The sequence below is a fragment of the Gilliamella sp. B3464 genome, assembly GCF_026536145.1.
In the GTDB taxonomy this organism is placed as follows: domain Bacteria; phylum Pseudomonadota; class Gammaproteobacteria; order Enterobacterales; family Orbaceae; genus Gilliamella.
This window is the reverse complement of the sequence record NZ_JAFNOQ010000004.1, coordinates 98,616-120,339: the sequence shown is the minus strand read 5'-3', so window position 1 is coordinate 120,339 and position 21,724 is coordinate 98,616. Positions and strand designations below refer to the sequence as shown.

Here is a 21,724-nt window from a genome sequence, read left to right as displayed (position 1 = left end):
GAAAAGATTCGAAGCGGGAAACGTTCTCTGGTATTTAGACGTAACTCTATGAAATCTCATGAGTTAAAAATGCTACATAGCAAGGATGTACCCTTTGATGTACCACTTCTTGTTAGATACCTACTTTAATAGTGATAGAGCTGTTAATCAATACAAATCATCTAAAAAAACTTTGAAAAACTCAAATACCATAAACGTAAAGAAGATGGTTATAGTATCTGACTTGTGTGGTTGAAGGCCCCAAAAGTACTAAAAAGGTACATGGCTATTTATTTGATGACCCAACAATACTTACTCCTGATATTGTCTACAATAACCCTTACTTGAAAATTATTACTTATATAAACAACATCATACTATCTTAATTGAATTGTAAAAATTGTTGTTCTGAATAAAAAAACATCGTATCTTAATTGACACTATTTAGCTTATATAAACAATATAAATGCAATAAATATCTTCCAAAAATCTAATTTATTCTCACACAAAAAATAAAAAAAATTTAATAAGGATATCATTTATGGAAAAAAGAATTGCTGTTATTGGTGATCCAACGACTACTGGTGGACGTATAATTAGTGGTAATCAGCGTGTTACTGGTGATGGTTCTCCGGTTGCTTTGTTAGGTGATAAAACAACTTGTCCCAAATGCAAATCAATCGGGACAATTATTGAAGGTGCGAAAAATTGGATCGTAGACGGCAAACCTGTTGCTTATGATGGATGCGTTATTGCGTGTAAATGCTCTCCAGTTGGTCATAATAAAATTATAGCTAGTCACAGTTGCATGTTTGTTGATGTGGCAACCAGTTATAACACAACAACGTGTTCACTCGGGAATACGTCTTCAATACAATCAGATTATACAAACGAAGAAAGTAATAACTTAATTCGAATAGATGCTAGCCGTTTATTAAAATGCGCAGATGAATTGTGTGAAAAACATTTATACCACAAAGACATAAAACAAGCATTCATAGAAAAAATTTCAAATTTCGCAAACGATATTGTTGATCAGGTTGATAACCACTCAATGACCTATGAACAAGGTAGTGAGAAAATTAAGGAAGAAGAGGATAGTCTCTGGAAGCAAAGTTTGAAATGGTTAACTAATGGATTATCTGTTTTTGGTGGTGTAGGGATGGTGATGGCTGGATGGGCGTTATGTAGTACAGGTGTAGGGTGTCTTATCGGTGCTCCCCTTATGTTACATGGTGTTAATAGTGCTTATGAAGGCGGAGTTGGCCTTGCTAGTGGCGTTGCTAATGTGTTTGATGGTGGAAATAGAGATTTAAATATTAGTGGACCGCTAAGAAAAGTCTACCAAACTAGTGCCACAGCATTAGGATTTGATGCTTCAGTCGGTGATTTAACTTATGATTTAATCGACTTTGGTATCTCAATTCGTGGTAAGCTAAAGCTTGTACCCAAACTAAATGAATTAGGTAATCCTAAGTTCAAACTATTCTTCTATGGCCGACAAGATTTAGAAAAAGCATATTTACAAATGAGTAAAAAATTACTCAGTTTCGAAATATTTAGTGATACACTCACCTTAATTAATGTTTATGAAGATTTAAAAAAAGCGTTTGTGCTCGATAATGAGACACAGCAGGTTAGAATGGTGGTTAGCGAATCAGAAAAAATAAGTAACGTCAAAGATATTATAGATGACTGTTCTTTGGTTGTGACAATAACCGGAGATAATGATGATACTACACCAGGCTACTATCTTTGTGAAAGAGTCGATGGTTCTAAATATAAAAAGGATTATTCTGGAAATATTACAGAAGGAGGTTTAACGCATTGATGAGTACATATATTTATATTAGTTATTATAGTTTAGTTGTGGTTGGTATTTTGATTAGAGTCTATTTTTCAAATTTCATTGCAATGGATTTTTATTCTAATAAAAAACTCAACTGGAAAAGACGGGCAGCTATCTTTTATTACTACGTTGTTTTATTTTATAGTGCTTATATTTTGGTATTAGCAAAAAATGGCGACTTAACTAATCGTATTTACGTCCTACCTATTGTACCTATTGTTGTTGTGTATATATATTTTTTGGATTTTATTGAAGCTCCTCGTCGTTTTAAAAAAAGAAAAAAATAAAACAACGCTAACATACTTCTCTTATTTAACCATTAACAGCTCATCCCAACGCGTGGTATAACGCGGGCTTAGTATCGTGAGTTTAAGATAGGTCAACCACGAAAAATATTGGTGACTGATTTAACCTATGTGAGGGTTAAACAACATTGGCACTACCAGTGTGTCATCGTTGATATCAGTAATCGAGAGATAATTGGGCGAAGTGCTGGTAGGCATAAAACATCGACATTGGTCATGCAAGCCAAACAACCAACTGCGACACTTCTCCGCAATCGACAACACACCCCGAGCCTCAATACCCCGTAATACTCTAAGCACATCCTCCTTACCAATCCTATCCATCGGTAATGCCCCAACACAGGTAACATATCCTTACGCAAATACCGCTCAATTTGTACCGCTGTACTTTGACGTTTATCCCGCTTATCCAACCACTTAAATAGCAGCCACCGCACACTAAACTCAGCAAAAGACTCCACCGAAGACGAAACCTCGTCTATTATCTCTTGCTCAGAAACTCCTAATAAATAACGTTCATCAATATCCAACGCATTAGAACTAAGAGAACTCCCTGAAATAGATAGAGAACCCGGTGAAATCCCTTGCTTCACCAACAAATGATTAGACTCACAGCGCACTCTAGCTTCCGCAAGCCCAACCTCAGAATATACCTCCAACGAAATACGCTGCCGTTTACCATTTAAGGTAAACCGAAAATGCCATGATTTACCACCTGAAGACGATACATATAGCGCCACACTTCAATATCTTTTAAGGTATAAGCTTTCGATTTAGGTTTACAATTTTTCACTAAGGCATCAGACAAAGCCATAGACAATCTCCTCAAAAAAACAAAACAGAAAAAAAGAGATTCCAATTATTAAGAGATAGAACTAAAAAACAGTCAAAAATGCAATGTACCGTTAGATGTACCACTTGACAGTGGATTATAGTACACCTCAGTACTCTTTAATGGGGTACAAAATAAGGCTTAATGGCTGGTTTTAAAAGAGAAAAACCGCCAAGTGTTTGATTATAAAATACTATAAATCGTGAACTGGAGCGGGAAACGAGGTTCGAACTCGCGACCTCAACCTTGGCAAGGTTGCGCTCTACCAACTGAGCTATTCCCGCATGAGAAGTGTTTTAAATGGTGCCCGGGGCGAGACTTGAACTCGCACGGCCAAAAAGGCCGAGGGATTTTAAATCCCTTGTGTCTACCGATTTCACCACCCGGGCTCAAAACTAATTACTTAAATGTAAGTGTGTTTTGAATGCTGTGCATTTTACCCATCTTAATTTTCACGTCAACAAAAAAATCAAAATAATTGATCAACTGCTCAATGTTTGTCACATTTTTAAAGAATATTTAATCTTCTACATCAAAATTGAACAATTTTACTCATTAAACATTATTTAATTCAACCTGACAAAATAAAATGGATAAAGAATAATGACAATTTAAACACTAAACGATGAGCCACAGCCACACGTAGTTGTTGCGTTCGGGTTATCAACAACAAAGCGTGAACCTTGTAAGCCTTCAACATAATCAATAGTGCCACCAACAAGATATTGCAGGCTCATGGGATCAATCACCAATGCAACACCATTTTTTTCGATGGCTAGATCATCTTCATTGACTTTCTCATCAAAGGTAAAACCGTATTGAAAGCCACTACAACCCCCACCAGTTATATATACCCTTAATTTAAGATTCGGGTTTTCTTCTTCTGTTACTAATGATTTGACTTTATTTGCAGCGGCATCTGTAAAGTTAATCGGTAAAGCATCGCTCATTTTTTTCTCCTAATTTAATTGTTGTTATTATATACCTTTGCTACAACAAAATACAAAATGGAAACTGATATTCGATAAATTTATTCTAATCATCTTGAATTTAAGTTCATTTTATGAATAAATACTGCAACAAATTTTTATCAAAAAAACATGATTATGATAAATAAATTCAAATCTGAAAAATGTTACAAACAAGCCTTATCGGTTATGCCAGGTGGCGTTAACTCACCGGTTCGAGCATTTAATGGCGTTGGGGGTACACCGCTATTTATTGAGCGAGCCAATGGTGCTTATATTTATGATGTCGATGACAAGGCCTACATCGATTATGTTGGTTCATGGGGGCCAATGATTTTGGGTCATAACGATCCAGATGTTGCGAATGCCGTTATCCATGCGGTACACAACGGATTAAGTTTTGGCGCACCAACCGAGATTGAAACTAAATTAGCGACGCTTGTCACCGAACTGATGCCTTCGATAGAAATGCTACGAATGGTGAATTCTGGAACTGAAGCCACAATGAGCGCTATTCGTCTTGCTCGAGGTTTTACCGGTCGAGATAAAATTATCAAATTTGAAGGCTGCTACCATGGACATGCCGATTATTTACTTGTAAAAGCAGGTTCTGGAGCGCTTACATTTGGTCATCCGACTTCCCCAGGTGTTCCAAATGATTTTGTTAAGCATACACTTGTATGTGATTATAATTGTCTTGAATCAGTAAAAAAACAATTTGAACAATACCCTAATGACATTGCCGCCATAATTGTTGAACCGGTTGCAGGAAATATGAACTGCATACCCGCCAACAAAGCATTTTTACAAGGCCTTCGAGATCTTTGTAATCAATACAATAGTTTATTAATTATTGATGAAGTCATGACTGGTTTTAGAATAGCACTTGGTGGTGCGCAAGAGTATTATGGTGTAACGCCAGATCTAACTTGCTTAGGCAAAATTATTGGTGGAGGAATGCCGGTTGGTGCATTTGGTGGTCGTGCAGAAATAATGAATCAACTTGCACCGACAGGACCAATTTACCAAGCAGGAACACTGTCTGGTAATCCGGTAGCGATGGCAGCAGGATTTACTACCTTAACCAAGTTAACCGATGTCGGTATTTATGATGATCTTGATGAAAAAACAACGATGCTAGCAAATGGCTTATTATCGGCAGCAAAACAATACGATATTCCTTTAGTCGTCAATCATGTTGGCGCAATGTTTGGATTATTTTTTACAACTGCTGATGAAGTAACCACTTATCAAGATGTAATGAATTGTGATATTGAATTATTCAAAAAATTCTATCATTATATGCTCGAAGAAGGCATCTATTTCGCTCCTTCGGCCTTCGAAGCTGGATTTATGTCACTTAAGCATTCTAATACAGAAATCAATAAAACCATCGATGCAGCAACGCGTTTTTTTAGCAGCATTAGCAAACAAAAAAACAAAGAGTATTAATACTACTATCAATGAAAATATTAAACTATTAACATAGGTAACAAACATATGGTTAATCCACTAAAAGAAGGTGAAAAAGCACCTCAGTTTTCGCTACCAGATCAAGATGGAGAATTAATAAGTTCGAAAGATTTTAAAGGTCAACGTATTTTGATTTATTTTTATCCAAAGGCGATGACACCCGGTTGTACAGTACAAGCCTGTAATTTACGTGACGCTATAGATGAGTTTAAAAAATACAATGTGGTGATAATTGGAATTAGTACTGATAAGCCAGAAAAATTATCACGCTTTGCTGAAAAAGAATTATTAAACTTTACGTTGCTTTCTGATGAAAATCATGAAGTTTGCCAAGCTTTTGGTACGTGGGGTGAAAAAGAGTTTATGGGTAAAAAATACGATGGCATACACCGTATTAGTTTTTTAATTAGTAAAGATGGCAAGATTGAAAAAGTCTTTGAAGATTTCAAAACTAGCAACCATCACGAAGTGGTTTTAGATTATCTTAAAAACCACGCTCAATAATTTAAAAAGCAGATTAAATCATTAATCTGCTTTCTCTTGCTTTACTTCATTAGTATTTAATTCTTCGGTTTTTGGCCAGGCATTAATAATAGCTTTGACTAACGTCGCTAAAGGTATAGCAAAAAATATTCCCCAAAATCCCCATAATCCACCAAATACTATTACAGCCACAATAATGACTAAAGGATGAAGATTAAGTTTTTCAGAAAACAGACATGGCACAAGCAAATTACCATCTAATGCTTGGATTAAAACATAAAAGAAAATCAAATACCCAAATTCAGCACTAATGCCCCATTGGAAAAGGGCAATTAAAACAACTGGAATACTTGAAATAATAATACCAATATAAGGCACTAAAACAGAAAGACCAACAATTACTGCAAGCAATAAACCATAATCTAAACCAAAGTACCAAAAAGGAATATAAACACACACCGCTAAAATAATAATATGTAACACATTACCTACAATATAATTAGATATTTGCAAATCCATTTCAGCAGCAACTTGGTTTAAAATGCTACGATTTCTTGGTAAAATTTTAGAACAGTATCCCCATATTTTAGTTTTATCTTTTAATAGAAAAAACATCATAATAGGTACCAGTACTGCATTAATAACTACCGATACCAACCCGAATAACGACACTATTGAAAACTGCAATAACGAATTACCTGTTTGTACAAACTTATTGGTAATACCTTGAATAATTGAATCAAATAGCCCAACATCAATCAATTCAGGATAATGTTGTGGCAATGAAGTGAGAAAGTTATTAGTAAAATTCAACATATTTGGAATATTGGTAATAAGACTCACACCTTGTTGCCAAACTAACGGAACTAAGATCATAAATCCTGCTAAAACAATCAAAATAAAAACAAGTAAAACAATGATAACCGCTAATGTTCTTGGGACCTTTCTTTTATTCAGATAATTGACAGGTGTATTGAGTAAATAAGAAAGCACGATAGCAATTAAAATCGGTAACAATATTTTATTGAAAAAATAGATGATAAAAAAAAGAAAAATGATCACAGCCATTAATGAAACAACATGGGGATCACTAAATCGCCTTTTATACCACTCAATAAACAACTTTAACATGCAAATACTCCTAATTTTGCTTTCTAATTGTAACCAATCATCGTTTTTAGTTTAGTTACTTTTTAAATCCACCCAAAATCCCACGGGTAATTTGTTTGCCAATTTGATTCACAACTTGTCTGGTTGCACTTTTTACGACTTGCTGTGCTAATCCATCGTGTTGTCCGCCTTTTGGTCCTTTGCTACCAAAAATCAAAGAACTCAGCACATCCATTATGCCAGCATGGTTTTGTTGGTTTGCTTCAGTTTGATCACCTTGTTGTTTAGATTCAAATTGGTTGGTAGTTGAATTATTAAAGCTAAAACCAGCCTGAATTTTTTCATAAGCAGACTCTCGATCGAATGTTTGCGAATATTTTTTATAGAATGGTGAGTCATGGATGATGGCGGCTTGTTTATCTTCTGGCATAGGGCCCATTTGTGAACAGGGTGCAATAACAAATGCACGTTCTACCATATTGGGGCGACCTTTCTCATCGAGAAACGAGATCAATGCTTCCCCAACCCCAAGTTCCATAATGGCTTTTTCTGTATCAAAACTTGGATTAGCTCGCATTGTTTGAGCTGCAACCTTAACAGCCTTTTGATCTTTAGGGGTAAAGGCACGTAACGCATGTTGCACTCGATTACCTAATTGACCAAGTACTGTATCGGGTATATCGGTAGGATTTTGCGTCGCAAAATAAACCCCAACGCCTTTAGAACGAATTAAGCGCACCACCTGCTCTATTTTTTCGAGTAATGCCGGTGAAGTATCATTAAATAGTAGATGCGCTTCATCAAAAAAGAAAATAAGTTTAGGCTTTTCAAGATCGCCAACTTCGGGCAGATGCTCAAAAAGTTCTGATAATAGCCATAATAAAAACACCGAGTAGAGTTTTGGCGAATTATATAATTTTTCTGCAGACAAAATATTTACAACGCCACGCCCTTGATCATTGATTTGCATTAGATCTGCAATCTCAAGCATAGGTTCACCTAAGAAAAATTCTGCCCCTTGTTGCTCAAGCGTCAATAAACTACGCTGAATAGCACCAATTGAGGATGCAGAAATATTACCGTATTGAGTTGTAAATTTTTTTGCGTTATCGCCAATAAACTGAATCAGTGAACGTAGATCTTTAAAATCAATTAAAAGTAAACCGTTATCATCAGCAATTTTAAAAATAAGCTGTAACACGCCCGCTTGGGTATCATTAAGGTTCAATAATCTTGCTAGCAGAATCGGTCCGATATCAGAAACAGTACTGCGAACAGGTATTCCCTTCTGAGCAAAAACATCCCATAATTCCATAGGACAGGAATCGGGGGTCCAGTTTGAAACGTGAATATTATCTAAGCGAGCTTGTAATTTAGGCGTCAAAACCCCTTTTTCACCAATACCAGTTAAATCACCCTTAACATCGGCTAAAAAAACCGGTACACCAATTTGTGAAAAGCTCTCGGCCATTTTTTGCAACGTGACGGTTTTACCTGTTCCAGTCGCACCTGTTATCAAACCATGTCGATTTGCCATTGAAGCAAGAATAGACAAATCTTTACTATCACTTTTTGCAATAACAATCGATTCACTCATGGATTAATCCTCATAAAAATTGCTATTAAAACAACTAAGAATATTGTAAGCTGAAACAGCAATAACTGCTATTATTATTATTTTATCGAGTAGAAATAAGGAGTTACTATGTTCCCTGAATATCGAGAATTAATCTCAAAATTAAAAAGTACTGATTTACACTTTCAAAAATTATTTGATGAGCATAATGAATTAGATCAAAAAATTAAAAACATTGAATCAGGCATTGCTGTCGATACAACTGAAATGTTAGAAACATTGAAAAAGCAAAAATTAAAATTAAAAGATGAACTTTATGAAATACTAAAAAAAGCGTCTGACTAGCAAATTGAATCTATGTTTCGAATACATCGATTGTTGAACTAAAAAAATAAACCCCAAATTCTGGGGTTTATTATAATACTATCTACGATATGATTAGCTACTTTTCACCAATTGTTCTTGTGTTTTTTTCTGTTTACGGCTTTTAATTAGCATAATTGAATTTTTATGTGGTGTCTTCATGTATATTTCCTTCTTATTATTGTTATATAATCTAATTTTATAATATAGTGGTTTTATTTAAAAAATCAACCTTTGTATTTATAGTCCCAAACGACGAGTATTTAGGCTTTACATGGCTTAATTGAATTGATGATATAAGTGATGTAATACTTACATCACTTATATTGACATAATAAATTTAAAACCATTGGCCAAAACGTTTTATATAAATACGTTTCATTAATTGAGCGACACAACAGTAACTAAATAGCGTTGCAATTAGCCAAGGAAAATATGTCCACGGTAAAGGCTCAAGCCCAATTAGGCTCCCTAGCGGTGAAAAAGGTATATAAATACCAATAGCCATAATAAATAATGTCATCACTATCACAGGGAAAGCGGCTGTGCTTTGTACAAAAGGAATTTTTTGCGTTCTAAGCATATGAACAACAAGCGTTTGGGAAAGTAACCCCTCTATAAACCAACCGGAATGGAATAAAGCCTGAGCTTCAATGCTATTCGCACTAAACACAAACCACATAAGAGCATAAGTGGTAATATCAAAAATAGACGATGTTGGCCCAATCCAGATCATAAAGCGTCTAATATTTAACGCATCCCATTTTCGAGGTTTTTGTAAAAACTCTTCATCCATCTTATCCCAAGGTAATGATAATTGCGAAATATCATATAATAAGTTTTGAATTAATAAATGAATCGCGAGCATGGGTAAAAATGGTAGAAATGCACTAGCCACTAATACAGAAAAGATGTTACCAAAGTTAGAACTTGCGGTCATATTTAGGTATTTCATAATATTACCGAACGTTTCGCGTCCACAAATTACACCTTCTTCTAGTACAAGTAAGCTTTTCTCAAGCAAAATGATATCGGCTGACTCTTTAGCAATATCAGTAGCTGTGTCCACTGAAATACCAACATCGGCATCACGCAGTGCAGGTGCATCATTAATCCCATCCCCTAAAAACCCAACCGTATGACCATTATCCTGTAATAATCGAATAATACGTGATTTTTGTAATGGCGTTAACTTAGCAAAGATTGTGCGTTGTTCTATTTGTACTTTGAGCTGATTATCATCCATTTTTTCAATTTCAGTTCCTAACAATGGAATCCCTGGCTCTAATCCCACTTCGCGACACACTTTAATAGTGATAATCTCGTTATCGCCTGTTAACACTTTAACGGCAACACCATGTTCATTTAATGCTGAAATAGCTTCATATGCGCTCTCTTTTGGTGGATCTAAAAACGTCAAAAAACCACGAATTGCTAATGCTTTTTCATCTTGCACATTGTATTGATTTTTTGTTTCGCCTACGGCAATATTTTTTACACCAACGGCTAATACTCTAAATCCATCTTTATTATAATTATGAGCAAGTTCAATCAGCGCTTGTTTACGGTTATCGTCTAATGGTAAATATTCACCATTTTCATAAACATAACTCGAAATAGACAGCATCTCTTCAACTGCCCCTTTACAAATCATTAAATGACTATCATCTGCATTTTGTACCACAACGGATAAACGGCGACGGACAAAATCAAACGGCAATTCATCAATTTTTTTATAAAGGCCAACACCCACTTTTTTAACACTAGTTTTTTCTTCAGCAAAACGAATGATTGCTTTATCCATCAAGTTTTTCATTCCACTTTGATAGTAGCTATTGAGCCATGCCAGTTGTAAAACAGAGGGATCAACCTGCCCATTAATGTCTAAGTGATGTTCTAAAATGATTTTATCTTGTGTTAATGTACCTGTTTTATCTGTACATAAAATGTCCATCGCTCCAAAGTTTTGGATGGCATTTAAACGTTTTACCACCACTTTTCGTTTTGCCATGCCAACCGCACCTTTAGCTAGATTTGCACTAACAATCATTGGTAACATTTCTGGCGTTAACCCGACAGCAACAGCTAATGCAAATAGTGTAGCTTCGCCCCAGTCCCCTTTAGAAAACCCATTTATTAAAAGGACAATTGGTACCATAATAAGCATAAAACGAATCAGTAACCAACTTACACTGTTCACACCTCGGTCAAATGAGGTTTCAGCGCGAGATCCAACAATAGATTTAGCCAATGAACCAAAGTGGGTATCTGCCCCAGTAGCCACAACAATTGCTTTTGCCGTTCCACTCACTACATTGGTTCCCATAAAGCAAACATTGTTCACATCAAGAATATTACCTTTAGATATATCTGCTTGATTAACCTGATCACTATTTTTTTGTGAAACGGCGCCTAATGTATCGTATTTTTCAACGGGAATGGATTCACCGGTTAACACTGCTTGACTCACAAATAAATCACGAGACTCAATTAACCGAATATCAGCCGGTATCATGTCACCAGCCGACAAATAAACAATATCCCCTGGCACGATTTCATTCAACGGAATTTCGTAATGTTCAGGATTCATATCTTTATGTGGACGCCTTAACACGGTAGCGGTTGTGCGAATCATCGATTTTAATGCTTCCGCTGCTTTATTCGATCTGAACTCTTGCCAAAATCGTAATAAACCACTAAGTGTCACCATCGTTAATATGATAATAATACTTGTTAAATCGGTTTCTTCACCTTTTTGTAAAGGTAACCAATAATCAGTAATAAAACTGACAATGGCTAAAATTAGTAATACAAAAATGAAAGGATTATTAAAAGCCATCAATAATTGCACAATTAAAGAAGGGACTTTTTCTCGTGCGACTTCATTTTTTCCATATTGTTCGATTCGTTCTTTCGCATTTTCTTGCGTTAAGCCAGAGAGGCTGGTTTGATATTTAGACAAAATAGTTTCAAGACTATTTTGCGCCTCTTTAATTGCTTTCACGCCGACTTGATTTTCGTTATTTATATTTGATGTATGTTTTGTCATCTTTTGTACCTTAACTCATCATTTTTTGACAAAAAGATCCCGTCATCTAGTTGGCAAATCAACTATAGACAATCAAAATTTGTGAATAACCATAAATTTATTGCATAGCAAAACTAACCTTGTAGGTTGGTATGTCGCAAAAATCTATTAGTAATAAGAAAATTAAATGTGTATTAGATACAACTCGGTGGTTCTAAATGTTTTTCAGACAGATATAAAACACATAGCATATGTGTATGTGCGCAATGATGTTTTGAATTTATGTGATAGCGTGTAGAAAAATGCATATCGTTCACCGTTACCGTTTATCAATTTTCGGCTTGTGAACTGAAAAAATGAATATTTAGACAGGTCATTAACCGATGGTGATTTGTTTTAATTTGTCTCCCCAGCTGTTGGGGTGACCCGAATGAGCGTCCATATTTCTCCTGTAAACTGAACTAAACCCTTTGCGTTTCAACTTTCCCTAACCCTCATTTTTAACCACCTAATAGTTAAAAAAGTAAGAAAAGCCCAAAGGCGGGCAAGTTATACGCTTTTAAAAAAAAGAAGTCAACCTATTATGGCAAATAATGGCTTTGAACGCTTAAAAACAGCACTTATTGCCTTAACTGCAACAATTTTAGTGTAGAATTGATACACGTTTTATCCATAATCCGTTACAATATGATAACTGTTTAAACTAGGATAAATAGAATGGAATTTAGTACATTATTTAATGATAATTGGCTCAACTTAATCGTTATTTTTGCACTATCAATAATTGCGTTTGTTTTCAAAAAAAAACCTAAAAGTAACTATTTTGAAAATATTATTAAGTACACTGATATTTTAGAAAAAACACCACAGCCACAATATCAAAAAGACTATTTAAACAATATTAAAAAGAAATTACTCTGGGAAAAAGTGTGTTTTTATCGTTCAGGCAATCGTAACAAGGAGAGAATTGCTATATCCTTAATCAATAGTGATATTTATAACATTATTGATTTAACACAGTTAAATTCATTAACCCAATACTTTGCTATTGAGAAAAATAAAATTTACCCTTTAAAACTTTTTCTCGTTAAAGAATTTGTTGTGAGCTGTATAGCTGCGGTTATTGCTATTATTTTTGTACTATCTAATCTCAACACTATTTTTAAATCACCTGAAATTATTAGTATAATCATTGCTATATTAACCATTTTTATCATCACAATTATTATTAGCCAATTTATTGTGCCTGTAATAAAAAGACTCAATATGCTTAGATTGATTCTTAAGGATAACGATTTCCTTAATCGAGCCAATCACCAACTTGCCGTTATTATTGAAGATGATCAAAAAATCAATATATCCATTGCCGAGCAAGTTTTTGTTCAAAATGAGCAAGAGAGCGATAACAATAATTAAAAATAAGTAATATGTCACACTGACAAATAACCGGATTTAAGTATCAGTTTTAAATCAAGAAAATTAAGATTGAATATTTAATCGACTATTTCTGAGTTGCTCAACTAAATTCACCAGTGATGAATTTAGTTGACACATAAATTCCTGATAAGAAAATTCCTTTTTACTTATTTGATCTAATTGTAATTCCCAATGGGCCGTCATATCTGGCATAGACATTGTTTCTGGAATTGAAAGTATCAAATTCCGGCCAACTTGCGTTGATCGAATAGATTTGCCTTGTCGAGTTAAAAATTGACGCTTAAATAAAAGTTCAATGATGCCAGCTCTAGTTGCTTCAGTGCCTAATCCATCTGTCTCACGCAATATTTTTTTTACTTCAGGATCTTTGACAAATCGCGCAATACCAGTCATAGCAGAAAGCAAGGTAGCATCAGTAAATGGCCTTGGTGGCACAGTTTGTTTGTCCACCAGTTCAGCATCAATACACTGCACACTATCACCTTTTTTTACTAATTTAGTCAATAAAGGGCTATTTTCACTACTCTCTAATTCCCCTTCATTTTGACTATTTTTAATGCTGAATAATACTTTCCATCCCTCATCAAGCATTTGATTAGCCTTCGCAACAAATTTACCACCTTCAATATCAACATCAATTTGTAATTCTGCATATTTATAAGCCGTATAAAATTGAGCCAGATACTGCGTTGCAATAACTTGATAAACCGATTGTTCATGATCTGATAAATTACTCATTTTGACTTTGCGTAAAGTAGGAATAATGGCATGGTGAGCTTCGACTTTTTTATCATTCCAAGCTTTAGAACGTAATGTAAAATCAGCATTATCCACAGCAGTTTGCAGTTGTGGGCAATTATTTTCGATAGCAGATTTTACGCCATTAATCTGCTTTAAATGATCTTGGGGTAAAAATCGACAATCAGATCTTGGATAGGTAATTAATTTATGTTTTTCATATAAAGATTGGCAAATATCTAATACTTCTTGGGCACTTAATCCATTTTTTTTAGCCATCTCAATTTGTAAAGTAGATAAATTAAATGGCATTGGTGGAGCTAACTCTTTCTTTTTATTACTTACTTTATCGATAATACCTGTTTGATTTTTTATCCTTTGACAAACATTCTCAGCCAATTTTTTAACTAATATTCGTCCCTCCTCATCTTGATAAGGGGAACAAGCCTCACTCGGTTGCCATTTGGCTTTAAAGATCTCTTTATGTTTAGTTTCTAAAACGGCATAGACTTCATAAAAAGATTTAGGAACAAACTGTTCAATATCTAAATCACGCCTTACCACTAAACCTAATACAGGCGTTTGTACACGCCCAATTGATAATACACCTCGGTAACCATTGCGTTGCCCAACTATAGTACATAATCGGCTCATATTAATCCCATAAAGCCAATCAGCTCGGGCTCTTGCTAATGCCGAGGTCGATAAAGGAATAAAATCTTGGTTACTACGTAACTGTTCCAACGATTTTTCTACAGCACTAGCATTTAAATCACTAATTAAACAACGTTGAATAGTTTTACGTTTCTCTGGTAATAATTGACAATAATTGAGCACTTCATCAACCAGCAATTGCCCTTCTCTATCGGGGTCGCCAGCATGCACTATTTGACCGGCTGATTTAATCAAATCGACCAATATATTGAATTGTTTTTCAGTACTGCTTTTTGGTGTTAATAGCCATTTTTCGGGCACAATAGGCAAATCAGCGATGGTCCATTTTTTATAACGTTGATCATAGGCTTCCGGAGTAGCTTGTTCCAATAAGTGACCAATACACCAACTGACAATATCCCCATTGCTGGCTTTAATAAAACCATTACCTTTTTGATGAGGCTTAGGTAACACATCAGCAATGGCTCTAGCCAAACTTGGTTTTTCGGCAATAAAAAGACGATAGAATTGATTAGATTGCATAATACGTTATATTAATCATGAATGCCAAATATGATAAGCTTGATAAGATTTATTTAGTATAAAACCTAGTTTAGTCGCCATTTTTAAAGACGCATGATTATGTGCATCCCATTTGGGTGATATCTGACGCTCCAGACAGGTTAAAATTAACTTTGCTGAGCAAATCAAACCAAGACCTTTCCGTCTGTGTGGCGCTATTGTGTCGACTTCTATTTCAATACAATTATTATATGCCAAATAAGAGGACGCCCCAGAAACAATAATATTATCTTTCAAAATAACATATCCTAATCCATATTTTCTAAACTCAGAATAAGCGTTAAAATTGTTGCATAAGTCCTTAGACCATTCAAGCGAAGTAATCTGTTGATAATCATTTTCATCAATTGCTTTTAGTCGATAACCTTCAGATAGTTGTGAAACGATAGCTTGTAGTTTTTGGCGTTTAAATAATTGTTCAGAATAAAAACTATAACGGGTAAATTTCTCATAACAACTGGGATATGTCCGTTCTATCAAACTTTGCCAAGTTTGATCATCTGCAATAACAATAAAATAATTGTTACCATAAATTGTTGGAATATAGCTGAGCATATCCTGATTGGGGCAACCTGCACAAAAAAAGAAACAACCAACATTCACGACTGCAGAGTTGGGTTGTAAAGCGTTATCAGTGTATGCATAACCAATATTGCCTTGCCAATAAGCCTGCAAAAGGGATTGATGAAATTTTTTAAATAATGGCTTGATAGCTTTAACATCGGTAACGTTATGAAAGTTCACCATCATCTACCCTTTTTGACTAAAAAATTCACTGTTTTACCACCATTTTTTGCATTTAAGCCATATTACCGATCCAATACAAATCACAATAATTATTAACACTAATCCTAGAAAGGACCAACTCTTTTCACTCATTGGAATACCCGCTAAATTTACGCCTAATAAGCTTGTTAAGAATGTAATTGGCGTAAAAATAATGGTAAATAGAGACATTAAATAAATTCGTTTATTGGTCGATTCAGCCAAAAAGCTATTAATTTGTTCCATAATTGATGCCAATCTTAATAAACAACTGTCAATATCAGATACATAATGGCTTTGCTGATTAGAAATATCATGTAAACGTTGACGGTCATTGTCATCAATCCAAGATATTCTTTCTGTTGAAATTTTTACAAAAATATCCCGCTGTGGTGATAATAAACGACGTAAAACAATTAGTTGTTTACGTACTCTTCCTATCTCTTTATGGGAAAAAATATGCTGATTTAACACCAAATCTTCAAGTTTAATAATTTTGTTGTGTACACTATCAAAAGACAAATTAACTTGATCACTAATCAGTTCAGAAACTTGAATCAGCCAATCAGCAACATCGACAGGCCCTATCCCTTTTTCTAAATTATCTTTTAATTGAAAAATAGCATCAATTTGCTGATGTCTAGAGGAGATGATTAAATTATCAATAATATAAAAGCGAAATGTTACAATCGGATCAGGCAATTCATTTGGTGTGAAATTAACCCCTTTTAGCACAACTAAAATCCCTGAATCAAAACGAATTTCCTTTGAAATCTGATTAGGTTTGATTAATTCGCTTTTGACTAAATCAGGAATTATCGTAGTTGAGTGTATCCAATTGATTGTTTCAGGCTTAGCAAAATCTAAATGAATCCAACAGGGTTTTTCAACCGATGCTTCACTATTTTCATCTAAGCTTACAGCTTTGCCTTTGCCATCTAATTGACAACTAAAAATAGGCTCAGATGCCAATAAGTGAGCAACAGGAATTGATTTTGGGTTGTTAAATTGATCCATAAGCTACACCTGTAAATTAATTTTAGATAATTATATACCTAAACCAATATAAAATGCAGTGATGAATAATAGTTATTTCTATTCAGGGTGTTAAATAAATTTGTGGCACAACCTGATTTATTGGATGCGGATATATTCCTAATTCAACGCCATACCAATGTTTAATGTTATTGACAGTTATCACCTCTGCTGGTGTACCTTGTTCAACTATCTTTCCTTGATTAAGTAATAAAATCTTATCCGCATATAAAGCAGCTAAATTAAGATCATGTAATATACAACACACAGCTAAATTTTGTTGCTTGGCTAATTTTTTTAATAACCTTAAAGTGTGCTGTTGATGATATAAATCGAGCGCTGAAGTCGGTTCATCTAAAAACAGTAATTTTTCTCTTGGCGTAGGTTGCCACTGCTGGGCTAACACTCTTGCTAATTGAACACGTTGCTGTTCACCGCCAGATAAACTTCGATAATCGCGATCGGCTAATTTTAAACAATCAGTTTGCTCCATGGTCTCAAATATAGCTTGCTCAACATAGTCTTTTCCGTAAGGCGCACGTCCCATAGCAACGACTTCTTTAACACTGAAAGGAAAGGTAAGTTGACTATGCTGTAGCATCACCGTTCTAACTTTCGCTAACTGTTTTGCCGACCATTGGTTTAATGGTTTATTAAGTAAAAAACACGCGCCAGATGATGGCTGCTGATACCCCGTTAATAGCCTTAACAAAGTCGATTTACCCGCACCATTGGGGCCAATAATAATGACAATTTCACCAGCATTAATGGTCAAAGAAACCTCATTAATAATAGTTTTACTGCCATAAGCAAATGTTAAATTATTTGCAATTAACATCATGATCTAATTCCATCTGTTACTTCTGCCTTAAAATCAGCCAAAGAAAATAGGGACCACCAATGAGGCTGGTGAACAGTCCAACAGGTATTTCAGCTGGGGCAATCAAGGTTCGAGCTAGTGTATCGGCCAATAATAACAGGCAAGCGCCACCAAGTGCAGAACCCGGCAGTAACCATTGATGATTGGCCCCCATCCGTAAACGAATCATATGTGGAACAACTAAACCAACAAAAGCGATAATACCACTCACGGCAACAGCTGTGCCTATCAATAATGCACAAAGTAATAATAAATATTGCTTTATACGAAGGACATTAATACCTAGATAGTGCGCATCTTCATCACCAAGCTGCAAGATATTAAGTTGATAAGAAAGTTTAAAAATACAAATTAATGCAGGAACAATTAGAGACATAGCAACGAGTACCAAATCCCATGAGCCTTTACCTAAATGTCCCATTGACCACAAAGATAATTGTCTTAATTGAGATTCATCACTAACATAGCTTAAACAGCCCATTACAGCCGCAATAATTGCATTAATTGCTACACCTAATAAAACCATTTTAGCTAAATTACATTGTTCGTTCAGGCTATAAAGATAAATCAGCAAGCAAATAAAAAAACTGCCGATAAAAGCGGCAACCATCTTACCGTAAAGCATCATAATAGGTGGAAAAATGGTTGGAAATAAAATCGATAATCCGACCATTAAACTTGCGCCACTACTAATTCCAAGTAGACCTGAGTCCGCTAATGGATTTCTGAATAACCCCTGCATCACCGCTCCCGAACTGGCTAATGCCATTCCCACAATAACAGCTAAAATTATGCGAGGTAAACGAATATTGAGCCAAATATTTAATATCGGATCGTCAAATGACATTGTTGCAAGTTGGGTAATGGGAAATTTAAGTGCGCCAATGTTTGCCGCAAAAATAATCAACACACAAAGGATAACCAATAATGCCCATAATATTATTCGTTGACTAACATTACGCACCAACTTACCTCACTGATAATATCAACTTGATCATATATATTTATATGCATTAATTATGAACGGCTAGATGAGGATCAACCACACTATATGCACAATTATCAAATTGCTTATTTTCTATTTTGGTTAAAATCGTATTAGCTAGCTCTGCTCGATGGATAAAACCATGAACTTCCTGATTAAAATAACATTGAGCGCTATAAGTAATTTCGCCATTACGTAGTCCACCTGGTCGTAAAATCAAATACGACAACGAACTTGTTTGCAACCACACTTCAGCTAATGACTTTTCTCGAACGGCGTGACCAAAGGCTTGTTTTGCCCTAGCAGATAACGTGTTCCACGAATCACCACAGCCTAAAGAAGTGACCAAAACCATGTTGGAAATACCTGCTTGCTCTGCACAATCAATAATCTTTCGCTGTGCTGTATAGTTACCTGTTTCACCACCTAAAGTTGAAACAATAACAGAGCCAGCACCAGCATGTTCAAACATAGCGTTTAACAAAGTAGTATTCGTTGCATCGCCGACATAAGTTTCAATACCTTGTTGCGAAAGCTGTTTGGCAAAATCTGCATGCCTAACTAATACAATACAACGCCAGTCAGGATGACGTTGTCTTACCAACTGCGCTAGTTGGTAACCCGTACCTTGATTTGGGCTTACCCCAAAAATAAATAATGTTTTCATAATATGTTTTAATTGAATTTTTGCATCAAAGCTCTAAATTTTTCTAGTTGATCGGCTTTAAGTTGATGATTTTCATCACGACCAACAAATATTTTAAACATCGACTGTCCCAAATGATTTAAAAAAATCATCGATGCTGTCGACATCTTCATAAATTTTCGTTCAATAAACGCAATATATTGACAATGTTCAGCTTTAATATGACCACTTAAACCTTTTTGATGGCGTAAATTAAAATATTTTTGACTATGTGTGCCAGGCGGTAGCTCACCTGAAATTTCAGCAATAATATCACCTGTATGAATCAAAAACATTACATCACCCCAAGTTGTTACTTCATCCCAAATAGCATCGAAATGATCACCATCAACAATTTTAGCTTCTGGCATAGCTTGAATGACTTGCGTTAAAGTAACTTGATAGTCTTGTGCAATTTTTTCTAGCAAATCTTCTGGATTAGTTTGCATATAAGTTGCTAAGTGAGTTAAATGTGTTTGTTTATCTACCATAGAAGTATCCTTATTGATGTGATGTTATTTAGACATGTTGTTTATGATTAACCGATTTTGACATACCCTGCATTGCTTTCATAGACTGTCTAGCCGTTGCCATTTTTTGTTGCAATTCAATATGTTCTGGATTATTCAATTGTAATAATAATTGTTGTAAAGCTTGAAGAATATTACTTGACCAATAACGTCCCGATAAAGTTAATTGCAAACAATGTGCTTGATTTTTTAATAGACCAACTTGGTACCATTGTTCAATTAAGGGATCGAATAATTCGGCATGATCGGTTAAACCATTTAAATCAATTCTACCCTTTTCAATACCTGCTTGTAATTTATATAACCAATCGCCAATTAAAGGTTTACCTGTTAACATCATTAATGGTTTTTTACCTTGATCGAGCTGCGCATAATAACTCGCTAAATCACGATTAAGCATAAAAGAGTGCCCACCTAATCGTCCACCCGCACACGAGCCGTAAGCAAAAAAATGAGAACCTTGCTTTATCAGAAAATTATATAAATTACGTTCTCGACTGGTTTTAGACCAATGCGCATTAGTTAAATGATGCCAACCTTGTTTTTCAAGATACTTTGCGCCTTGTTGATATAAATCGCATTTATCAGTAACTGAAGGTAGCTCAATACGTTTATTTTCAACGCCCTTAGCTAAAGGAGTGGTTGGCAGTAAATTAAGGGCATAAAGATCAACCCCATCAATAGGTAGATTATCGACTATTTCTAAATCTTGTTGCCAAGTTTGATAAGTTTGGTTAGGTAATCCAAACATTAAATCACAAACTAACGCGACACTATCTCGAGCTGCTATACGCTCAAAGCCATCAATAATTTGTTGTTTAGAAGATTGACGACCTAATTTTTGCCTAATATCCGTATCGAAAGTTTGCACACCAATCGAAAAACGATTGGCTCCAGCTTCAATATAGCTATCAATGCGATCATCATCAAAATCAGAAATGCGCCCTTCTACAGTAATTTCACAATCGGGAGCTAAGGGAGCAAATTGCTTAAAATAGCGAATGACTCTAGCCAATTGACCTGCTGCCAAGGCTGATGGTGTACCACCACCAAAATAGATTGCATGAATCGGGGCCGATTGCATAGCATTATTGGTAATTTCTAACGATATCTCGTGTAAAAGATAGTCAACATAGGTTTCGGTATTATGCTTACGTAGTGGATTTTGATAAAAACCACAGAATTGACAATGAATATCACAAAAAGGCACATGCACATAAATTAACCTTTTTTTACCTTTCAATTCAGATAATTGAATATTTTCCCATTGCTTTTCAATTAAGTCTTGGTCCAGCGGTAAACTTGCTTGTAAAGGCATTACTGCCCAACGATTTTTAAAAGGTAAAACGGAATTCGCAGCAAAAAAAGCACTCACATCTAACGATTTCATAACGGCTATGTGTAAATAAAATTTGCCAAGATTAAATAATAATTATTATCATTTATCAATATTTTTTATTAATTTAT

At 35.0% G+C, this 21,724-nt stretch carries 20 protein-coding genes, 2 tRNA genes and 2 pseudogenes; 7 read left to right on the top strand and 17 right to left on the bottom strand.

Translation table 11 applies throughout. The annotated features are described in order from the left end of the window. The first annotated feature begins 520 nt into the window (after positions 1-520). On the top strand, positions 521-1,810 hold the full coding sequence (locus J3U57_RS05885) for a PAAR domain-containing protein (RefSeq protein WP_267344337.1): 1,290 nt from the start codon (positions 521-523) through the stop codon (positions 1,808-1,810). Beyond that, entirely contained in the window at positions 1,810-2,115 is a 306-nt protein-coding gene (locus J3U57_RS05880; RefSeq protein ID WP_267344338.1) for a hypothetical protein, read from the top strand. The genes J3U57_RS05885 and J3U57_RS05880 overlap by 1 nt, the downstream gene beginning before the upstream one ends. A gap of 21 nt (positions 2,116-2,136) precedes the next feature. On the opposite strand, the gene J3U57_RS12785 is transcribed toward J3U57_RS05880, so the two are convergent. Continuing rightward, complete coding sequence (locus J3U57_RS12785; protein WP_416379657.1) at positions 2,137-2,211, bottom strand: DUF4113 domain-containing protein; 75 nt, start codon at positions 2,209-2,211, stop codon at positions 2,137-2,139. Here J3U57_RS12785 and J3U57_RS05875 point away from each other — a divergent pair. Next, positions 2,191-2,364, top strand: a pseudogene (locus J3U57_RS05875) (IS3 family transposase); the annotation flags it as partial. The gene J3U57_RS12785 and the pseudogene J3U57_RS05875 sit on opposite strands and share 21 nt — an antisense overlap. 398 nt (positions 2,365-2,762) lie before the next feature. On the opposite strand, the pseudogene J3U57_RS12780 reads toward J3U57_RS05875, so the two are convergent. From J3U57_RS12780 to erpA, 5 genes and pseudogenes are all read right to left on the bottom strand, one after another. Next, positions 2,763-2,810, bottom strand: a pseudogene (locus J3U57_RS12780) (hypothetical protein); the annotation flags it as partial. 5 nt (positions 2,811-2,815) lie between these two features. Further along, positions 2,816-2,947, bottom strand: a complete 132-nt coding sequence (locus J3U57_RS05870; protein ID WP_267344339.1) for a hypothetical protein — start codon at positions 2,945-2,947, stop codon at positions 2,816-2,818. Positions 2,948-3,173: 226 nt separating this feature from the next. Continuing rightward, a tRNA-Gly gene (locus tag J3U57_RS05865) sits at positions 3,174-3,249 on the bottom strand. 17 nt (positions 3,250-3,266) lie between these two features. After that, positions 3,267-3,354 (bottom strand) — tRNA-Leu (locus J3U57_RS05860). 222 nt (positions 3,355-3,576) lie between these two features. Beyond that, a complete protein-coding gene (erpA, locus tag J3U57_RS05855; protein WP_267332595.1) occupies positions 3,577-3,915 on the bottom strand; it encodes an iron-sulfur cluster insertion protein ErpA in 339 nt (112 codons plus the stop codon). A 156-nt stretch (positions 3,916-4,071) separates the two neighbouring features. On the opposite strand from erpA, the gene hemL reads away from it, so the two are divergent. Both hemL and bcp read left to right on the top strand, forming a co-directional pair. After that, positions 4,072-5,385 carry a glutamate-1-semialdehyde 2,1-aminomutase gene (gene hemL, locus J3U57_RS05850; RefSeq protein ID WP_267344341.1) on the top strand — a complete coding sequence of 438 codons (1,314 nt, stop codon included), beginning with the start codon at positions 4,072-4,074 and terminating at the stop codon, positions 5,383-5,385. 48 nt (positions 5,386-5,433) lie between these two features. Beyond that, positions 5,434-5,910 (top strand): thioredoxin-dependent thiol peroxidase, encoded by a 477-nt coding sequence (gene bcp, locus J3U57_RS05845; RefSeq protein WP_267332593.1) that lies wholly within the window; start codon positions 5,434-5,436, stop codon positions 5,908-5,910. 21 nt (positions 5,911-5,931) lie between these two features. On the opposite strand, the gene J3U57_RS05840 is transcribed toward bcp, so the two are convergent. After that, positions 5,932-7,020, bottom strand: coding sequence for an AI-2E family transporter (locus J3U57_RS05840; protein WP_065633015.1), 1,089 nt, complete (start codon positions 7,018-7,020; stop codon positions 5,932-5,934). A 55-nt stretch (positions 7,021-7,075) separates the two neighbouring features. Beyond that, on the bottom strand, positions 7,076-8,596 hold the full coding sequence (locus J3U57_RS05835; protein WP_267344342.1) for a helicase HerA-like C-terminal domain-containing protein: 1,521 nt from the start codon (positions 8,594-8,596) through the stop codon (positions 7,076-7,078). 108 nt (positions 8,597-8,704) lie between these two features. On the opposite strand from J3U57_RS05835, the gene J3U57_RS05830 reads away from it, so the two are divergent. Next, positions 8,705-8,920: a YdcH family protein gene (locus J3U57_RS05830; protein ID WP_267332591.1), complete on the top strand. Its 216-nt coding sequence runs from the start codon at positions 8,705-8,707 to the stop codon at positions 8,918-8,920. Between the two features lie 358 nt (positions 8,921-9,278). Here J3U57_RS05830 and mgtA read toward each other — a convergent pair whose 3' ends face one another. Then, positions 9,279-11,987, bottom strand: a complete 2,709-nt coding sequence (gene mgtA / locus J3U57_RS05825) for a magnesium-translocating P-type ATPase (RefSeq protein ID WP_267344343.1) — start codon at positions 11,985-11,987, stop codon at positions 9,279-9,281. A gap of 696 nt (positions 11,988-12,683) precedes the next feature. Here mgtA and J3U57_RS05820 point away from each other — a divergent pair. Then, on the top strand, positions 12,684-13,382 hold the full coding sequence (locus J3U57_RS05820) for a hypothetical protein (protein ID WP_267344345.1): 699 nt from the start codon (positions 12,684-12,686) through the stop codon (positions 13,380-13,382). A gap of 63 nt (positions 13,383-13,445) precedes the next feature. Here the strand turns inward: J3U57_RS05820 and J3U57_RS05815 are convergent, their stop codons facing one another. The 8 genes from J3U57_RS05815 to hutW all read right to left on the bottom strand — a co-directional run bounded on the left by J3U57_RS05815 (position 13,446) and on the right by hutW (position 21,647). Then, positions 13,446-15,338, bottom strand: coding sequence for a DNA topoisomerase III (locus J3U57_RS05815; RefSeq protein WP_267344347.1), 1,893 nt, complete (start codon positions 15,336-15,338; stop codon positions 13,446-13,448). A gap of 15 nt (positions 15,339-15,353) precedes the next feature. Continuing rightward, the gene (locus J3U57_RS05810) at positions 15,354-16,124 is read right to left on the bottom strand and encodes a GNAT family N-acetyltransferase (RefSeq protein ID WP_267344348.1); all 771 of its coding nucleotides are present in this window, start codon (positions 16,122-16,124) and stop codon (positions 15,354-15,356) included. A 33-nt stretch (positions 16,125-16,157) separates the two neighbouring features. Then, complete coding sequence (gene zntB / locus J3U57_RS05805; RefSeq protein WP_267344349.1) at positions 16,158-17,159, bottom strand: zinc transporter ZntB; 1,002 nt, start codon at positions 17,157-17,159, stop codon at positions 16,158-16,160. An 82-nt stretch (positions 17,160-17,241) separates the two neighbouring features. Continuing rightward, positions 17,242-18,018, bottom strand: coding sequence for a heme ABC transporter ATP-binding protein (locus J3U57_RS05800; protein WP_267344351.1), 777 nt, complete (start codon positions 18,016-18,018; stop codon positions 17,242-17,244). Positions 18,019-18,034: 16 nt separating this feature from the next. Further along, positions 18,035-19,024: a FecCD family ABC transporter permease gene (locus J3U57_RS05795; RefSeq protein ID WP_416379528.1), complete on the bottom strand. Its 990-nt coding sequence runs from the start codon at positions 19,022-19,024 to the stop codon at positions 18,035-18,037. A 46-nt stretch (positions 19,025-19,070) separates the two neighbouring features. Next, complete coding sequence (locus J3U57_RS05790) at positions 19,071-19,709, bottom strand: NAD(P)H-binding protein (protein ID WP_267344352.1); 639 nt, start codon at positions 19,707-19,709, stop codon at positions 19,071-19,073. An 8-nt stretch (positions 19,710-19,717) separates the two neighbouring features. Then, on the bottom strand, positions 19,718-20,218 hold the full coding sequence (hutX, locus tag J3U57_RS05785) for a heme utilization cystosolic carrier protein HutX (RefSeq protein ID WP_267344353.1): 501 nt from the start codon (positions 20,216-20,218) through the stop codon (positions 19,718-19,720). 28 nt (positions 20,219-20,246) lie between these two features. Continuing rightward, on the bottom strand, positions 20,247-21,647 hold the full coding sequence (hutW, locus tag J3U57_RS05780; RefSeq protein ID WP_267332581.1) for a heme anaerobic degradation radical SAM methyltransferase ChuW/HutW: 1,401 nt from the start codon (positions 21,645-21,647) through the stop codon (positions 20,247-20,249). Positions 21,648-21,724 lie beyond the last annotated feature (77 nt).